The sequence below is a fragment of the Albimonas donghaensis genome (assembly GCF_900106695.1).
GTDB classification, from domain to species: domain Bacteria; phylum Pseudomonadota; class Alphaproteobacteria; order Rhodobacterales; family Rhodobacteraceae; genus Albimonas; species Albimonas donghaensis.
In genome coordinates this window covers 79,877-98,349 of record NZ_FNMZ01000008.1, presented here as the reverse complement: position 1 = coordinate 98,349, position 18,473 = coordinate 79,877, and the positions used below count along the sequence as shown (strand labels likewise).

8 protein-coding genes are annotated in these 18,473 nt (G+C 73.4%); 5 read left to right on the top strand and 3 right to left on the bottom strand.

All coding sequences use genetic code 11. From position 1 onward, the window contains the following. Window positions 1-102 precede the first annotated feature (102 nt). Window positions 103-1,155 (bottom strand): LacI family DNA-binding transcriptional regulator, encoded by a 1,053-nt coding sequence (locus tag BLV24_RS17415; RefSeq protein WP_092684165.1) that lies wholly within the window; start codon window positions 1,153-1,155, stop codon window positions 103-105. 170 nt (window positions 1,156-1,325) lie between these two features. On the opposite strand from BLV24_RS17415, the gene BLV24_RS17410 reads away from it, so the two are divergent. From BLV24_RS17410 to BLV24_RS17390, 5 genes are all read left to right on the top strand, one after another. Continuing rightward, on the top strand, window positions 1,326-2,384 hold the full coding sequence (locus tag BLV24_RS17410; protein ID WP_092684163.1) for a sugar phosphate isomerase/epimerase family protein: 1,059 nt from the start codon (window positions 1,326-1,328) through the stop codon (window positions 2,382-2,384). Then, window positions 2,381-3,538: a Gfo/Idh/MocA family protein gene (locus BLV24_RS17405; RefSeq protein WP_092684161.1), complete on the top strand. Its 1,158-nt coding sequence runs from the start codon at window positions 2,381-2,383 to the stop codon at window positions 3,536-3,538. The genes BLV24_RS17410 and BLV24_RS17405 overlap by 4 nt, the downstream gene beginning before the upstream one ends. Continuing rightward, window positions 3,535-5,070, top strand: a complete 1,536-nt coding sequence (locus BLV24_RS17400) for a sugar ABC transporter ATP-binding protein (RefSeq protein WP_092684159.1) — start codon at window positions 3,535-3,537, stop codon at window positions 5,068-5,070. Before BLV24_RS17405 ends, BLV24_RS17400 begins: the two co-directional genes overlap by 4 nt. Window positions 5,071-5,192: 122 nt before the next feature. Beyond that, window positions 5,193-6,122 carry an ABC transporter permease gene (locus BLV24_RS17395; RefSeq protein ID WP_245710644.1) on the top strand — a complete coding sequence of 310 codons (930 nt, stop codon included), beginning with the start codon at window positions 5,193-5,195 and terminating at the stop codon, window positions 6,120-6,122. A gap of 64 nt (window positions 6,123-6,186) precedes the next feature. Then, a complete protein-coding gene (locus tag BLV24_RS17390; protein WP_176954804.1) occupies window positions 6,187-7,158 on the top strand; it encodes an ABC transporter substrate-binding protein in 972 nt (323 codons plus the stop codon). 292 nt (window positions 7,159-7,450) lie between these two features. Here the strand turns inward: BLV24_RS17390 and BLV24_RS17385 are convergent, their stop codons facing one another. Further along, a complete protein-coding gene (locus tag BLV24_RS17385) occupies window positions 7,451-17,407 on the bottom strand; it encodes an autotransporter outer membrane beta-barrel domain-containing protein (protein WP_092684153.1) in 9,957 nt (3,318 codons plus the stop codon). 242 nt (window positions 17,408-17,649) lie between these two features. Next, entirely contained in the window at window positions 17,650-18,414 is a 765-nt protein-coding gene (locus BLV24_RS17380) for an SDR family NAD(P)-dependent oxidoreductase (protein WP_092684151.1), read from the bottom strand. Between the last annotated feature and the right edge of the window lie 59 nt (window positions 18,415-18,473).

The following is an 18,473-nucleotide window of genomic DNA, read 5'->3' as shown; positions in this document are numbered from 1 at the left end:
GCCCGCAGCCCCGGCGCCCCGGGCGAACCTCGATCCCGGCGACCGGGAAGGCGCCGCGCGGAGGCGCGGAAGCCGGGATGGCGGCGCCGAACGCGCCGCCGCTCAGGCCGCGCCGGCGGCTTTCGAGGACGCCTGCCCGGCCGGGGCGGGCGGCGGCGGCGGGGCGGTGCTGTCGCGCAGAATGAGATCGACCTCGACCATGCTTTCGAACGCCGCGCCGTCGCCGCCTTCGATCAGGTCCATCAGCAGGGCCGCGGCGCGCTGGCCGATCAGCGTGCGGGGCTGGCGGATCGTGGTCAGCGGCGGGTCCAGATGGGCCGCCACCTCGATATTGTCGAAGCCGACCACCGAGACGTCGCGCGGCGCCCGGATGTCGGCCCGGCGGGCCTCGCCCAGGAAGCCGACCGCCATTTCGTCGGAGGCGAAGAACAGCGCCGTCGGCCGATCCGGCGCCGCCAGCCAGCGCCGCGCGGCCATCGCCCCGCTGTCCATGGAGAAGTCGCCCTCGAAGACCCAGCCCTCGCGCGGGTCCAGCCCGCGGCGGGTCATCGCGTCCCGCCAGCCGGCCAGCCGGGTGCGCGCCAGCACGTTGCGGCGGGGGCCGGTGACATGCCCGATCCGGCTGTGCCCGAGGTCCGCGAGATGCGCCACCGCCAGTTCGGCCCCCATCGCGTTGTCGACGCGGATCGAGGGCAGGTCCACCTTCAGCCATTCGCAGGCCGCGACCACCGGCGGGCGCCCGGGCACGTCCAGCGCGGCGGGCGACAGGCTGCCGTCGAACAGGACCAGCCCGTCCGCGGCGCCGGCGGCGAGATAGCGGCGCAGGCGCTCGTCCGGATCGGGGCCCATCTGGGTGTCGGCGATCAGCAGGCCGTAATTGCGCGCGCTGAGCACTTCGGACATGCCCGCGAGGATCTGGCTGAAGAACGGGTTGGCCAGGTTCGGCGCCAGCGCGATCACGCTGCCGGTCCGTCCCCGCCGCAGGTTCCGGGCCAGGTGATTGACCTGGTAGCCGGTTTTCTGCACCGCCCGCAGCACCGCCTGCCGGGTGGGCTTCGCGACGACCGTCGGCTTGGAGAGCGTGCGGCTGACCGTGGCGGTGGAGACGCCCGCCTCCCGCGCGACGTCCTGGATCGTGACCTGTTTCCTGTCCATCCGCCGCTGCGCGCCCCCCCTTTTCGCTGATCTTTCCGGACAATGCCCGGCCAACACCAGTGTTGCAATCGTTTGCAGGATCGGCGACCTTCCCGTGCAAACGATTGCAGCGTCGATTCCACGGGACGATCGCCCCGCGAAGCACGGCGCTCAGCGCAGGGAGGCGCTTTGTGAAGACCATCCAGGGCCCCGGCCTGTTCCTGGCGCAGTTCGCCGGCGAGCAGGCGCCTTTCGACGACTGGCGCGCGATCACGCGCTGGGCGGCCGGCTGCGGCTATGCTGGCGTGCAGGTCCCCAGCGGCGAGGCGCGGTTCCTCGACCTCGCCCGCGCCGCGGCCTCGCGGGACTATTGCGACGAGATCGCCGGCCAGGCCGCCGAGGCGGGCGTCGCGATCACCGAGCTTTCGGCCCATATCCAGGGGCAGCTCGTCGCCGTGCACCCGGCCTACGACCTCGCCTTCGACGGCTTCGCCCCCGCCGCGCTGCGCGGAAACCCCAGGGCCCGGCAGGAATGGGCTGTGGACCAGGTGAAGCTGACCATCGAGGCCTCGCGCAATTTCGGGCTCGACCGGATGGCGGCGTTTTCAGGCGCGCTGGCCTGGCCCTATCTCTACCCCTGGCCGCAGCGCCCGGCGGGGCTGGTCGAGGCCGCCTTCGACGAGCTCGCCGCCCGCTGGCGCCCGATCCTCGACCATGCCGAGGCGCATGGCGTCGACATCTGCTACGAGATCCACCCCGGCGAGGATCTGCATGACGGCGCCAGCTTCGAGATGTTCCTCGACCGGGTCGACGCGCATCCCCGCGCGAAGATGCTCTACGATCCGAGCCATTACATCCTGCAATGCCTGGACTATCTCGCGCATCTGGACATCTACGCCGAACGCATCGGGATGTTTCACGTCAAGGACGCCGAGTTCAATCCGACCGGCCGGCAGGGCGTCTATGGCGGCTTCCAGTCCTGGGTCGACCGGGCCGGGCGGTTCCGGTCGCCGGGCGACGGGCAGGTGGATTTCGGGGCGATCTTCTCGAAGCTCGCGGCGATGGATTTCGATGGCTGGGCGGTGGTCGAATGGGAGTGCTGCCTGAAGCACCCCGAGGACGGCGCACGCGAGGGCGCGCAGTTCGTGCGCGACCACATCATCCGCGTCACCGACCGCGCCTTCGACGATTTCGCCGATGGCGGCGCCGACGCGCAGGCCAACCGGACCATGCTGGGGCTCGACCGATGAGCCGTTTCGCCGGACGCGCCGGGCCGATCCGGCTGGGCATGGTCGGCGGCGGCAAGGACGCCTTCATCGGCGCCGTGCATCGCATCGCCGCGCGCATGGACGGGGAGTTCGAGCTGGTCGCCGGCGCGCTCTCGTCCACGCCCGAGCGGGCGCGCGAAAGCGGCGCCGCGCTGGGGCTCGCCCCCGACCGGGTCTACGACGACTTCGAGGCGATGGCGACGCGCGAGGCGCGGCTGGAGGACGGGATCGAGGCGGTGGCCATCGTCACCCCAAACCACCTGCATTTCGCCCCCGCCCGCGCCTTCCTGCGCCGCGGCATCCACGTGATCTGCGACAAGCCGATGACCGCGACCGGGGCCGAAGCCGGGACGCTCGCGGCCGAGGCCGACAGCTCCGACGCGCTCTTCGTGCTGACCCACAACTATTCCGGCTACCCGATGATCCGGGAGGCCCGCGCCATGGTCGCCGACGGCTTTCTGGGCCGCCTGCGGGGGGTGCAGGTGGAATACGTGCAGGACTGGCTGGCCACGGCGGTGGAGGAAACGGGTTCGAAGCAGGCCGAATGGCGCACCGATCCCGCCCGCTCCGGCGCCGGCGGCGCGCTGGGCGACATCGGCACCCATGCCTTCCAGCTCGCCGCTTTCGTTTCGGGCGAGGCGCCGTCGGAGGTCTCGGCCGAGATCGCCAGCTTCGTGCCGGGCCGCCGGCTGGACGACGACGCGCGCGCGCTGCTGCGCTACGCCTCCGGCGCCCGGGGCGCGCTGTGGTGCAGCCAGGTCGCGCCGGGCAACGAGAACCGGCTGACCCTGCGCCTCTATGGCGAGGCCGGCGGGCTGGAATGGTCGCAGGAGACGCCCGAGCGTCTGACCGCGACCCGGCTGGGCGAGGCGCCGCGGCTCATGACCCGCGCCACCGCCGGCGCGGCCGGGACCCGGCTGCAACGCATCCCCCCGGGTCATCCGGAGGGCTATCTGGAAGCTTTCGCCAACCTCTATGTCGAGGCCGCCGCCGCCATCCGCGCGGCGCGCGAGGGGGCCGCGCCGCCCGCCGGCACGCTGTTCCCGGACGTGGCCGACGGGCTCGCCGGCGTGCGCTTCGTGGAGGCCTGCGTCGCCTCCGCGGCGCAGGGCGGCCGCTGGACGGCCCTGTCATGACCGAGGGCGCGCGCCTGTCGGACGGCGCCGTGCCGGTGCTCGCGGCCCGCGGGGTCTCGCGCCTGTTCGGGCCGAACCAGGTGCTGTTCGACGTGGATTTCGACCTGCGCCCCGGCGAGGTTCACGCCCTGATCGGCGAGAACGGGGCCGGCAAGTCCACGCTGATGAAGATCCTGTCGGGCTACCTCGCCCCTTCCTTCGGCGGGGTGGAGGCTGACGGGCGCCCGACCGTCTTCGCCTCGCATCGCGAGGCCGAGGCGCAGGGCGTGGTGCTGATCCACCAGGAATTCAACCTCGCCATGCCGCTGACGGTGGAGGAGAACATCTTCCTCGGCCGGGAGCTGCGGCGCGGCCCCTTCCTGCGCGCGGCCGAGATGCAGGAGGAATGCCGCCGCCTGCTGGCCCGGCTCGATTGCGACGTCGACCCCCGGCTGCGCTGCCGCGACCTGTCCGCGCCCGAACGCCAGATGGTCGAGATCGCCAAGGCGCTGGGCCGCGACGCCCGCGTGCTGATCATGGATGAGCCGACGGCGGTGCTGACGGCGCGCGAGACCGACCTGCTGCTGGCCCAGATCGACCGGCTGCGCGCGGCGGGGACCGCGATCCTCTACACCTCGCACAAGCTGGACGAGGTGGCGCGCATCGCCGATCGCGTGACCGTGCTGCGCGACGGCGCCCGGGTCGCGAGCCGTCCGGCGGCGGGCTTCACCGAACACGCCATGGCCGAGGCGATGGTGGGCCGCGAGCTGTCGGACCTGTTCCCCCCCAAGGCCGCCCCGCAGGACGAGGTGGTGCTTTCGGTCCGCGATCTCGACGTGCCCGGCCATGCAAGGGGCGCGAGCTTCGAGCTGCGGCGCGGGGAGGTGCTGGGCTTCGCCGGCCTCGTCGGCGCCGGGCGCACGGAATTGATGGAGGGGCTCGCGGGGCTCCGCCCCGCCTCGGGCGAGATCAGGCTTTTCGGCCGCTCCGTGCGCCCCGATGACCCTCGGGCCATGCGCGAGGCGGGGCTGGTCTACCTGACCGAGGACCGCAAGGAGAAGGGCCTGCTGCTCGGCTTTCCGCTGGCCGAGAACCTGACCCTGCTGGCGCTGGAGAAATTCACCCGCGCCGGGCTGCGCATCGACAAGCCCGCCGAGGCGCGGGCGCTGGCGCAGGCGGTGGAGGATTTCGCCATCGCCGCGCGCGACCTGCGCATGACCGCGGGCGGGCTCTCGGGCGGGAACCAGCAGAAGCTGCTGCTCGCCAAGACCCTGCTGGCCGAGCCCGGCGTGGTGATCATCGACGAGCCGACCCGCGGCGTCGACATCGGCGCCAAGGCCCAGATCTACGCCTTCATCGCCGCGCTCGCCGCCGCGGGCAAGAGCGTGATCGTGGTGTCGTCCGAACTGCCCGAGGTGATCGGCCTCGCGGGCCGCGTGATCGTGATGCATCGCGGCCGCATCGCCGGCGCCCTGGAAGGCGACGCCGCGACCGAGAACGCGATCGTGCGTCTCGCCATGGGCCTCGACGAAAAGGAGCCCGAGCCCGCATGACCTCCTCCGCCACCCCGTCCGTTCCCCCCACCGCCGAAACGCCCTCCGGAACCGCGCCCGCCGAGACCGCACCCGTGCGAAAGCCCCGCCGGCGCTTCGGTCTGCATGTGCTGGGCCCGCTGATGGCGCTGGTCGCGCTGATCGTGCTGGGGGCGTTCCTCAACGACAATTTCCTGTCGGCGGCCAACGTGCAGAACGTGCTCGCCCGTTCGGCCTTCATCGGGATCATCGCGGTGGGCATGACCTTCGTCATCACCGCGGGGGGGATCGACCTGTCGGTCGGCTCGATGGCCGCCTTCACGGCCGCGATCACCATTCTCGCGATGAACGCGCTGGTGGCGCCGCTGGGCGTCTCCGTGCTGACCATCGCGCTGGGCATGGGCGTCGCGCTGCTGGCGGGGCTCGCCGCGGGGCTGGTCAACGGCGCGCTGGTCGCCCGCGTGCGGATCGAGCCCTTCATCGTCACGCTGGGGGCGATGGGCGTCTATCGCTCGCTGACCACCTGGCTGGCGGACGGGGGCACGCTGTCGCTGAACTACGAGCTGCGCACGCTCTACCGCCCGGTCTATTACGACGGGCCCTTCGGGATCAGCTGGCCGATCATCGTCTTCGCGCTGGTCGCCATCCTGGGCGAGCTCGCCATGCGCTCCGCCCCGTTCGGGCGGCACTGCGCGGCCATCGGCGCCAACGAGCAGGTGGCGCGCTGGTCCGCGGTGCGGGTGGATGGCACGCGCATGGCCACCTACGCCCTGCTGGGCCTGCTGGTGGGCGTCGCGACCATCATGTACGTGCCCCGGCTCGGCTCGGCCTCCGGCGGCACCGGCATGTTGTGGGAGCTGGAGGCGATCGCCGCGGTGATCATCGGCGGCACCGTGCTCAAGGGCGGTTTCGGCCGGGTCTGGGGCGCGGTGGTCGGCGTGCTGATCCTGAGCCTGATCGACAACATCCTGAACCTCGCCTCGATCGTCAGCCCGTATCTGAACGGCGCGATCCAGGGCGTGATCGTCATTCTCGCCGTCGTGTTGCAGCGGGAGCGGAAGGCCGACAGCTGATCGGTCGCGAACGGGCCGCCGGGAGGGTGACCCTCCCGGACCCATCACCAGGGAGGAATTTCGGATGCTACGCAGGGATATGTTCAAGGCGGGCATGGGCCTCGCCGTCGCGGGCGCCTTGACGCTGGGCGCGGGCGCGGGCGCCGCGCTGGCGCAGGACAAGCAGGTGATCGGGGTCGCCATCCCCTCGGCCACGCACGGCTTCATGGGCGGGCTGAACTTCCACGCCCGCGAGGCGATCAAGCGGCTGGAGACGACCTACCCGTCGCTGAGCTTCGTGCTCGCCACTTCCGGCGACGCCGGCAAGATGGTCAACGACATCGAGGACATGGTCGCCACCCGCGACATCGACGCGCTGGTGGTGCTGCCCTTCGAATCCGAGCCCCTGACCGCCCCCGTGCAGGCGGTGAAGGCGCAGGGCATCTGGGTCACCGTCGTTGACCGCGGCCTGTCCGTGCCGGGGATCGAGGATCTCTACGTCGCCGGCGACAACACGGGTTTCGGCCGCGTCGCGGGCGAGTATTTCGCCGAGAACCTGGGCGAGGGCGACAACGTCGTGGTCCTGCGCGGCATCCCCACCACGCTGGACAACGAGCGGGTCGAGGCCTTCGAGGCCGCCATCGCGGGCTCCGGCATCAACGTGCTGGACATGCAGCACGGCAACTGGAACCGCGACGACGCCTTCGACGTGATGCAGGATTTCCTGAGCAAGCACGAGGACATCGACGCGGTCTGGGCGGCTGACGACGACATGGCCGTCGGCGTGCTGGAGGCGATCAACCAGGCCGGCCGCAATGACGAGATGTGGGTGGTCGGCGGCGCCGGCATGAAGGAGATCGTGAAGCGGATCATGGACGGCGACCCGATGCTGCCGGTGAACGTGACCTATCCCCCCGCCCAGATCGCCACGGCGATCGAGCTGACGGCGCTGGGTCTGGTGTCGGCGACGCCGGTCTCGGGCCGGTTCATCATCGGCTCGCAGCGGATCACGCCCGAGAACGCGGAGCAGTTCTACTTCCCCGACAGCCCGTTCTGATCGCAGGGCGAAGCCGGCGCCCGCCCCGTCGCCCCGTCGCCGCGTCGACGGGGCGGGCGCGACAAGACGGCCGATGACGGCGCATGGTCCGCGGGCCCGGCCGTCTCAGGACCGGGGACCGGGGACCGGGGCAGGGCAGGGCCGGAGATCCTCCGCCCGCGCCCGCACGCTCCGCCGAACACGCGGATCCCGAGCCGCCGCCGAACCCGCCTGAGGTTCGCGGCCCGGCCGGTCTCGGCGGGGTTCGCCCGCCCCGCCCGCCGTCGGGGGCAGGGCAGGGCAGGGCGGGCGCTCAGAAGCGGATCGTGAGGTTGATCCCGCCGGTATGGCCCGCGTAGCCGTCGGCGAAGGCCCCTTCGTAGCGCAGGCCCACATCCATCGTCTCGCCGCGCAGCAGCGACACGCCGGCGCCGATCCGGCCCACCGCCTGCGACGTCGCCACGGCGTTGGAGAAGCCGGGCTGGCCCGACGCGTCCGCGGCGAACCGCGCCGAGGCGTCGTAGGCGTCGAGCGTCGACAGGCTCACCCCCGCCCGCGCCCAGGCGCGCAGGCCCAGCCCCTCGCCCAGCGCCCGCGTCGTCCCGGCCTCGATCGCCGGGGTCGCCACGAAGGCGGTGGCCTCGCTTCCCGCCACGCGCAGGGACTGCAGGCCGGCCCCGGTTTCGACATAGCCGTCGGAACTGACATGGATCAGGTCGAGGTCCACCATCGGGCGCAGATAGCCGCCGGCGAAGTCGCGGGTCCAGGACGCCCGCAGCCGGGCGCCCAGGCTCAGGGCCGAATGCTCCGCCTTTGCCACGCCGGGGGAGAACTGCCCGGCCATGCGGTCGGTGTCGAATTCCGCATAGCCCAGCGTCGCCGCGGCGCTGAACGAGAACGCGCCCATGTCCCGCGTCGCCCCGAGGCCGAGGAACCCGGCCCCGCCGTCGACCGATCCGCGCCCGACGCCGGAGCCGAGATTGGTGCTCTCGTAGCCCACCGCGCCGCTGATCGACCAGTCGGCGGAGATCCGCTGCTCGGCCGCGAAGCCGGTGGTGTGGATCTCGCCCTCGTAGCCGGCCCCGGCGCCGTCGGCGTCCTGATCGAGATTGCGGCCCGAGGCCAGCATCCGCAGGCGCCCGCGCGCGTCGCCGACCGCGCGGACCCCCGGCGCGTCGAAGCCCAGAAGGGCGTCGAAGCGGTCGCGGGCCAGCTCGAAGGTCGCGGCCTCGCCGGCCAGGGACGCGCCCAGGGTCATGCCGCTCAGCACCGACCCCAGGTCGCCGGTTCCCGCCGCTTCGTCCAGCTGGCCGAAGAACCGCGCGAAGGCGGCGTCGCCGGCCGAGAACAGGTCCTCCAGGTAGCCGGCGGCCGCGGCTTCCGACGCGCCGAGCCCCTCGACATCGGCGATCCGCGCCGAGTCCGCGCGCAGGATCAGGCCGTCCTCGTCCGCCGTCTGCGCGAAGGAGAACAGGTTCGAGCTCACGCTGTCGAAGCGCCCGGTCACGGCGCCCTCGACCTCGAGGATCCGGTGCTCGGCCCCCGCGGTCAGCGTCCTGGGCGACACCCGCAGCGCGCCGTCGAGCCGGACGTCCCCCGCCACGGCGAGCACGTCGCCCTTGCCGGCGGTGGGGTTGATGTCGGCCAGGATCACGCCGCTGTCGGACTGTTCGAAATGGCCGGCGATGGCCAGCCGGTCCATCCGCCCCGCGTCGCCCACGATCAGCGTGCCGCGGTTGGTCACATCGGCTTCGTAGCGCGTCGCCCCGGTGATGACGCCGCTGCGGCGGTTGATCAGCGTCGCCGCCGGCGCGCTGAGCCGGGCGGAGGCGGGGCCGGCGAGCTGCGTCAGGGTCGATCCGTCGGCCGTGTAGTAGATCTCTCCGTTGGCGTAGCGCGCGCCGACCAGGCCATCGATCGTGCCGTCATTGACGATGGTGAAGGCGCTGTTCGCGTCGTTGGAGGCGCCGCGATAGTTGAACGCGGACCCCGACAGCGCGGTCAGCAGGCCGTCGTCGTCGACATGCATCCGGTTGTCGCTGTTGCCGCCATGGGCGAGCACGCCGACCGCGAAATCTCCGGACCCGCCGGAGACCATGCCATCCAGATAGATATCCAGGGACTGGGTGGCGAAGTCGTCGCCCAGGCTCTGGGCCAGGATGGCGACGCTGGTGGCGCCGTTGGTGATGACGCCCGAATCCGTGTCGACCTGGACGCTGACAAGGCCGGCCTTGTTGGCGGGGTCGGCGCTGCTCGACTTGCCCGCGTAGAAGCCCTGGCGCGATCCCGCCAGCCCGCCGCCGCCGGCGATGGACTGGGCGATGACCCCGAATGCGGCCTCGCCGTCGGTCGTCAGGACGGTCCCGATGTAGATGTCCACCTCGCCGGATGCGCCGCGGCCGCCCTTGCCCACGAAATCGGGGAGATAGCCGTCTCCGTCGTCATAGGTCAGCGCCACGCTGTTGATGAAGGTGAGGTCGCCGCCGATGCCGCCGCCGCCGCCGATGGACTGGGCGATCACGCCATGCGCGCCCCTGCCCAGGGTGCCGCTGCAGGCGCTGAGATCGTCGAAGCCGCAGCCGTCGGGATTGCCCATCTCCACCACCACGTCGCCGCCGTCGAGCGCGCCGCTTCCCGTCGCCGAGGCGCCGAGCGACACGCTGGCGATCTCCGACGCCGCGCCGGCCGAGGCGATGCCGCCGCCGCCGCCGATGGACTGGGCCACGATGCCGAAGGCCCGGTCGCCGCCGGTGACCACGCGGGCGAAGGTGTCGACCACCGCGGCGCCGGCGCTGGCGGGCTGACCCTGCGCGGTTCCGCCCAGCGTCAGCGCCGCGTCGCCTCCGCTCGCCACGCCGACGGTGCGCGCGATGCCGCCGCCGCCGCCGATGGATTGCGCGACGATGCCATGCGCGTCGTCGCCGAGCGTGATCACATGGTCGATGCTGTTCCCGACCAGCGGATGCTGACTGGCGATGCTGAAGCGGACCGCCGCGACCTCGGCGTTCTGCGGCCCGCTGGACGCGCTCGCGCCCAGGGTCAGCGTGGTGGAGGCCGTCGACCCCTGATGCCCGGCGATGCCGCCGCCGCCGCCGATGGACTGCGCCACCAGCCCGTAGGCGCCGTCGCCGGAGGTGTCGATGCCGTTGTTCAGCCCGTCCGCGGTCGGGGTCACGGAGACCGCGCCCGAATTTCCCTGGCCCGCGGACTGGCCCAGCGCGAGGTTCACGCCGCCCGGCGCGTCCCCGTCGGAGGCGAGATCCGCGATCCCGCCGCCGCCGCCGATGGACTGGATCACCACGCCGTCGGCGAACATGCCCTGCGTCGACACGCGGGCGGAGACCGTGCCGATCACCATGTCGCCATAGCCCTCGGTGGCGCCGGTGGCTCCCAGCCGCACCGGGGCCGCGTCGACCGCCCAGTCGTCCCCGGCCGCGGCGCCCGCGAACAGGCCGCCGCCGTTGGAGATCGACTGCACCACGATCCCGCGCGCGGCGAAGCCGGAGGTGCTGACCGCGGTCTCGGCCGCCGCGTCGCCGCCCAGCGTGAAGTCGATCCGGCCGCCATAGCCGAACTGCCCGCCGGTCGTGCCCACCGACACGCTGCGCAGCCCGCTGGACGGCGCGACCGCCACGCCGCCGCCGCCGCCGATGGACTGCGCCAGCAGGCCGGTCGACAGGTCTCCGGCGGTGACGATGACCGCGTCCGAGAAGGTGACCTCGGTCGCCCCGGACAGGGGCAGGTAGTCGTATTCGCTCGGCGTGCCCTGCTGGAAGGTCTCCTTGTTGGACGCGCCGGTCGTGTTGGACCCGCCCACCGACACGTCGATCAGGTTGGCGCCGGCCGAGCCGTCGGAGTCGCGGACCGAGCTTCCGATGGCGCCGATGCCGCCGCCGCCGACGATGTTCTGCACGATCACGCCGAGGGCCGCGTCGCCCGCGGTGCTGATCGTCGCGCCGCCGCCCACGTTCAGCGACACATCCGCCCCCCCGTCGACCCCGCCGTAGTCGCCCCCGACGGTCAGACCGAGGCGGGCCTCGCCCTGGGCGTTGGTTTCCTTCACCGCGCGCACGCTGCGGCTGCCGCTGGCCGCGATGCCGCCGCCGCCCTGAAGCTGCTGGACCACGACGCCGTTGGCGCCGAGGCCGGCGGTGGCGTAGGTCGCCCCGGACACGGTCGCGGTCAGCACGCCCCCCGGCCGGTCGCTGTCGAGGAAGGGCGTCAGGACGCTGGAGTTCACCGCGGCCTGCATGAGCGAGTTGACGCCGTCGGTGATGCCGTCGGCCCCGACCCGGATCGACAGGTCCGCCTGCGCGGCCGAAGTCGGGTCATGCGACAGCCCCGCCACGCCGCCGCCGCCGCTGATCGACTGCGCGATCGCGGCCTCGGCGAAGTCGCCATAGGTGGTGATCGTCCCGCCCAGCGTGGCCTCGGCCATGTTGTCCTGCGCGCCGCCGTCGGCGCCCTGGTGGCCCAGCGAGATGGTCATCTCGTAGTCCGTCGCGTCGGCGGTCCGGTCGATCGCGGCGGGCGCCGCGGCCATGCCGTTGCCGTCCACCGTGGCGGAGCCGCCGCCCGAGGAGCCGAGCACCCCGCCGCCGCCGCCGATCACCTGAAACAGCACGCCGTCCGCATCCGCGCCCAGCGTGGTCACGGTTCCCGACTGGGTCAGCGTCGAGGGCGTGGCGGAGTAGCGCAACGGGAAGCCGCCCTGCACCCCGACGGTCACCGAGACCGCATCGCCCTCGCCCGCGCTGGGGCGCTGCAGAAGCTCGAAGCCCGTGGCGACGCCGCCGCCGCTCTGCACCGTCTGGGCCACCGCGCCGCGGGACCCCGCGCCGGTGGTCTGGATCCGGGCCGCGCCGCGCAGGGTCGCCGCGACCTGCGAGGCGCCCGAGCAATCGGGAACGTTCGCGCAGCCGGTATGCGTGCCCAGCGTCACCGTGCCGGAGGAGACCGCGGTGGTCGTCTCGCGGTCGATCTCGGCGGGCGTCAGGGACACCACGCCGCCGCCGGCGCCGATGGATTGCACGATGGCGCCGTAGGCGTGGTCTCCCGTGGTGTTGATCGCCGCCGAAAGATCGAGCGTCGCCACCCCGCCGACCCCATTCCCCGCCGTGGCGCCGGAGCCGAGGCCGAGCTCGAAGGCCAGATCCAGCGCCTCGCTGGGCGGCAGGTCGGGGTCGTAGCGGCGCACCGCCGCGCCATAGGCCAGCGAGGCCAGCGTCGTGCCGCCGCCGCCCGCCACCGACTGCGTGACCACCGCGTGCGAACCGATGCCGGCGGTGGACACCGCGCCGCCGGCGTCGAGCGTCGCGCGCACCGCCCCGCCCGAACCGTTGGTCCCGTCGGAGCCCTGGCGCAGCAGGCGCGCGCCCTCGATCCCCGCGGCCCCGCCGCCGCCGCCCACCGATTGCACCAGCACGCCGAGGCTGCGCGGGCCGAGGGTCGCCACGTCGAACACCCCCTGCGCCACCGCCGAGGAGCCGTTCCCGCCGCGGCCCCCGTCGCCGCCGGCGATGAAGTCGAGATGCGCGCCGCGGAACAGCGCGTTGAAGGTGTCGGCGAAGGCCTGGCGGTCGTCGGGGTCGATGGTCTCGACCCCGACTTCGGCCGCGGTCAGGGGCGCCGTGCCGACGCCGCCCATGCCGCCGCCGCCGCCGACCGACTGCGCGGTCAGCCCGAAGGCGTTGAAGCCGGCGGTGCGGATCAGGTTCCCCGCCGTGCCGTTGGCCTCGGCCCGCGCCGCGGAGGCGCCGGCGCCCCCGGCCCCGCTGGCGCCGATGCCCAGCCGCACCACGGCGGCGGGCAGGGAGGCGTTCCCGTCGCCGTAAAGCGTTTCGGGGTCCAGCAGGTCGAAGGCCGCGTCGTCGTTGGTGGGGACCGCGCCGGTGACCTCCGAGGTGTTCTCCTCGGCCGGCTCCGGGGTGTCGGCCTCGATGCCCAGGTTGGCGATCAGCCGCGAGCCGGAGCCGCCCATGCCGCCGCCGCCGCCAATGGATTGCAGAAGCACGCCATGCGCGCCGAACCCGTCGGTGGAGATCTGCGCGGTCTGGTCCAGCCGGATCCCCACCTGGCCGCCGGCGCCGCCGGAACCGCCGGTTCCGCCGACCCGCAGCGACAGATCGAGGATGCCGATGGAATCATGCGGGACCGCCGCGCCGCCCGCGCCGCCGCCGCCGCCGATGGATTGCAGCACGATCCCGTCGGAGAAATCGCCATGGGTGATGACCGAGCCGGTGACGGTCGGCATTTTCAGGCTGCTGGTTTCGGCGCCGTCGACCGCGAAGTTCGCGCCCGGCCCGCCGGTCCCGCCGGTCCCGCCGACATTGACGTTCAGCGCCCAGGGACGCTCGATCTGCTCCTTGATCTCCTGCAGCTCCAGGCCGAATTCCAGGGGCGTGCGCTCGCCCTCCTCGTCCTCGCCATTGCCGCCGAAGGAGCCGCCGAGCCCGCCGCCGCCGCCGATGCTCTGCGCCAGCACGCCGTCGGCGTCGGCGCCGAAGGTTTCGATCACGCCGTCCACGTCGGCCCAGCTGACCACGCCGCCGGCGCCGCCCGCGCCGCCGGTCATGCCCACGCCGACCGTCAGGCGCGGGGCCTTGAGCCCGCCGAGCTGGGCGACGATGGCGTCGGTCAGCTTGGAGGTGAAGGACACCGAGGTGGTCTGCGAGGTTCCGCCGCCGCCGCCGATGGACTGCAGGACCAGCCCGCGCGAGCCTTCGCCATGGGTGCGCAGCGTGGCCCCTTCGGCGACGTCGGCGTAGAGGGCGCCGCCATTGGCGCCGATAAGCGCGCCGCGGCCGCCCACCGCGATGGACGTCTTCACGCCCGCGCCCTCGCCGAATTTCTTGGTGCTGGGGGAGGCGATGCCGCCATTGCCGCCGCCGCCGCCCACCGACTGGCCGAGCGCGGCGTCGGCGCTGGGGCCGAAGGTCTCGATCAGGGTTCCGGAGTTGAAGGCGAGATCCACCAGCCCGCCCGCGCCGCCGTAGCCCCCCGTGCCGCCGACCGACACCGAGACCGAGGCGTTGATGCTGACTCCGCCGGCCTCCTCTTCGCCGCCTTCGCCGCCTTCGCCGCTTTCGCCGCTATCGGGCAGGACGCCGCCGACGGTCTCCTTGATCTTGTCGAGCAGGAGGGAGGCCGCGGCCATCGACGACCCGTCGCCGCCGTCGCCGCCGCCGCCGCCGATGGAATGGGCCAGCACGCCATGCGCGCCGTCGCCATGGGTGGTGATGGCTGCGGCGGTCAGGGCGACCTCGACCGTATCGCCCGCCCCGCCGGAGCCGCCGGCGCCGCCGACGCCCGCGGCGCCCGCGATGGCGATGTTGGCGTCGGTCTCGGGGATCGGCAGGTCCGCGGCATAGGACAGCGCCGCGCCCGAGCCGCCGAGGCCCCCGCCGCCGCCGATGGACTGGGCGACGAGGCCATGGGCGTTGACCGAGCCTTCGGGGTCGTTGGCCGCGCCGGTGGTGATCGAGGTCTGGTCGAGGCTGAGATAGGCGACCCCGCCGCCGCCGCCTTCCCCGCCCTTGCCGCCGACCCCGACCGAGGTGGCCAGCCCGAAGCTGACATCGACCGCGCTGGCCGAGCCGCCGGCCCCGCCGCCGCCGCCGAGGGAATGGGCGACCAGGCCCCGGGCGTGCATGCCCTGCGTGACGATGGCGAGGTCCTCGGCCTGGATCGTGACGGCGCCGCCTGCGCCGCCGCTTTCGCCGCCTCCCGCGATGGCCACCGCCGACAGCGCGCCCAGCCCGAAGCTGTCCGCCCGCGCGTCGCCGCCCGCGCCGCCGCCGCCGCCGATGGACTGCGCCAGCAGCCCATGCGCGTTGTCGCCGGCGGTGGAGATCCTCTGGGTCCCCGTGCCGTCATCGCCGGACCAGAACGACACCGATCCGCCGTCCCCCGCAACCGCGCCGTCGCCGCCGACGGCCGCCACCGGCAGCCGCGTGGACAGCGCGAACACATCGCCGCCGTTGCCGCCGCCGCCGCCGACGGATTGCAGCAGCGCGCCATAGGCGTAGCGCCCGGTCGTGGTGATCGAGGTTTCGCTGTTGATCTGCGCGATGACCTCGCCGCCCGCCCCGCCGTCGCCGCCCTGGCCCCCGACCGAGAACACGCCGAAGGACGCGCCCTGGTCGCCGTCGCCCGCGAGGCTGCCCACCACGTCGCCGCCGCCGCCGCCGATGGACTGCGCCACCAGCCCCGCGGAGGCGTCGCCCGCGGTCCGGATCGCGCTGCCATAGGCGTAGAACTGGGCCCCGCCGCCGGGCTCGCCCGTGCCGCCCGACCCGGCGACCGAGATCAGCCCGCCCTGGTCGCTCAGGTCGCCGCCGCCGCCGGCGATGGATTGCAGGACCATGCCATGGGCGCCGCGCCCGTCGGTGTCGATGGAGATGGCGTTGGAGAAGTTGACCGTCCCGGCCGCGCCGCCGCGCCCGCCGTCCAGCTCTCCGGTCGAGATGATGGAATAGCCCTCGGACCCGCCGCCGCCGCTGCCCGACAGGCTCTGCAGCGCCACGCCGATGGCGCGGTCGCCGCGGGTGGTGATGGCGAAGTTCTGGCTGCCGGGGTTGTCGCCATAGAGGACGATGTCGCCGGCGTCGCCGCCCTGGCCGGCGGCGTCGTTGGTGAAGTCGACAATGCCGCTGGGATTGCGCGCCGGTCCGCCGGGGCCGCCCTGCGTGCGCGCGATCAGCCCGATGGCGCCGTCGCCGTCGGTGGAGATCGCGCCGGTGGCGCGGGCGTTCACCTCGATCCCCGCCGTGTCGCCGCCGTCGCCGCCGTTCGTGCCGTTGGCCTGGCTGCGCCCGCCGCCGCCGCCCTGCAGCAGCACCGCCACGCCCAGCACGTTGTCGCCGGTCACGTCGACGCTCGACCCGGCCTGGAGATCGAGGGTCGTGGTCTGCAGGCCGGAGCTGTCGGCGTTGGTGGAGGCGTCGCCGCCGTCGCCGCCGTCCTCGCCATCCGCGCCCAGCTTGCCCGCGCCCGCCCAGGCGCCCAGCGACACCGCAAGGATGCCGGCCGACTGGTTGGCCAGCGCTGGGGTCTCGTCCACCAGGCAGGTGGAGCCGTCGGCGCAGACCCGTTCGATCTGGTCCGCCACGGGGGTGTCGAAATCGCCGGCGTTGACGGTGATCGCGCCGCTGTGGACGATCTCCAGATGCTTGGAGCTGCCGCCCGGTCCGCCGGGCACGTTGCCGGACTTGGAGTCGATCGCCGCGTAGCCCGCATGGCTGGCCGCATGGATGCCCCAGGCCGCCCCGGCGGGATCGACCGGGGTCACCACGTCGATCTCGCCGGAATTGGTCACGCTGACCGAGCCGCCATTGCCGCCGCTGGAGGTCGGATCGGCGCCGTGGCCGGAGATGCTTTCCGCGTAGATGCCCGCCGCCAGCGTGCTCAGCGCGGTCCCCGACGGGTCGCCCGCGCAGCCCGCCGGGCTGCAGACCTGGAGCACGCCGCTGTTGGTCGCGTAGACGGCCTTCGCGTCGCCGGCGCCGCCGCCCTGGGGGTCCTCGCCGTCGGTGCCGTCGCGCTGCCCGCCGGTGCCCGAGGCGCTGGTGACCGTCATCGCGATCGCGCCGACCCGGCCGGCGCCGCCTTCGAGCGCGCCGAAGGGCGCGACTTCCACGAAGCCCTGGTTGACCGCCGTCGCCTCGCCGCCGTCGCCGCCCCGGCCGCCGTCGCCGCCGCCGATGGTCTGCTCGCGCGCGTCGGCGCCGTTGCCGCCGACGCTGGCGGCGTAGATGCCGTGGATCACGCCGCCGTCATCCCACAGGCCGACCGAGAGACTGTCGCCCGCATCCGCGTTGAAGGTGAGGTCCGCGACCGAGATCACGCCCTCGGCCGCGTTGGTCACCGTGACGGCGCCGCCGTCGCCGCTTTGCCCCGCATCGTCGGGATCGGTGCTGCCCAGCCCGCCGCGGGACCGGATGCCCAGCGTGGCGAACTGGCCCGCGGAGAGGTTGATCGTCGCCATGCTGGACAGCGAATAGCCCGCGGCCGTGGGCGCGTCGGGGTCGTGGTTGTCGACGCCGTCGGCGCCGGTGTAGAGCTCCTGGAACCCCGAGGTCGAGGCGCCCTCGGGGATCGAGCAGCTGGCGCCGCCGCTGCTGATCGGGGTGCAAGCGTATGGCGAGGGCTGCTGGGCCAGCGCGGGCGCGGCGGCCAGCGCCAGCGCCGGCGCCGCGCAGGACCCCATCAGCAGGTTGCGGATCGTCTGCGCATGCGCGCCGCGCACGGCGCCCGGATGATTGGACCGCATCGAATGTCTCCCCCCCATGCTCGCCTCGACGCGCCCGCGGCCTTGGCGGCGGCGGCGGCGTCGACGCGAAAGCCCTCGAACTCCCCAAGATATTCGAGACTCGCACGCCGCTTACGATTGGGCAGGATCAACGATTCGGCAACAAGAGCGCGATGCGTCGGGAGGAAATCCATCGTGCATTGCGATCCGCAACTTGGATTTCGTCGGGCTGCGCTGGGAAAGACTTGTCGCGTCTCGGCCGTTCAGCCGTCGAGCGGCAGGTTGCGCCCGCCGCTCCAGCCGCCGTCGACCAGGAGGGTCTGCCCGGTGACGAAGGACGCGTCGTCGGAGGCGAGGAAGGCCACGACCGACGCGATCTCGTCCGGCGAGCCGTAGCGGCGCAGCGGCGCGTTGGCGATGAAGTTGCGCTGGTAAAGCGGGTTCTCGTGCACGTTCTTCCACGTCATCGGCGTTTCGATGCAGCCCGGCGCCACGGCGTTGACCCGGATCCCCTCGGGCCCCAACTCGGCCGCGAGCTGGTTGGTCATCTGGCGCACCGCCGCCTTGGTCGGGGCGTAGGCCGCCGTGCCCGGATAGCCCACATAGGCGAGCGTCGAGGAGGTCGAGATGATCGCGCCGCCGGGCCGGGTCAGGTGGGGGAGCACGTCGCGCGTCACCCGCAGCACCGCCAGCAGGTTGACCGCCAGGAACCGCTCCAGATGCGCGTCGTCGGACTCCTCCAGCCGCTTCGAGCCGCCGATGCCGGCGTTGTTGAACAGGATGTCGATCCGCCCGAAGGCCTCCAGCGCCGCGGTGGCGAGCCGCGCGCCCGCGTCCTTGTCGGTGACGTCCAGCGTCAGGGACCGGGCGCCGATGCGCGCGGCGGTCTCGGCCACCTGGTCCTGCCGGTCGGCGATCAGCACCTGCGCGCCCTCGGCGATCAGGCGGGCCGCGGTCGCCGCCCCGATGCCGCCGGCCGCGCCGGTGACGATGGCCACGCGGCCGTCCAGTCTGCGGGGGATCTGCATCGGAGGTCTCCTTGATCGGGCGGCGAAAGGGCGGCGGAACGGGGGCGGGGCGAAAGCGG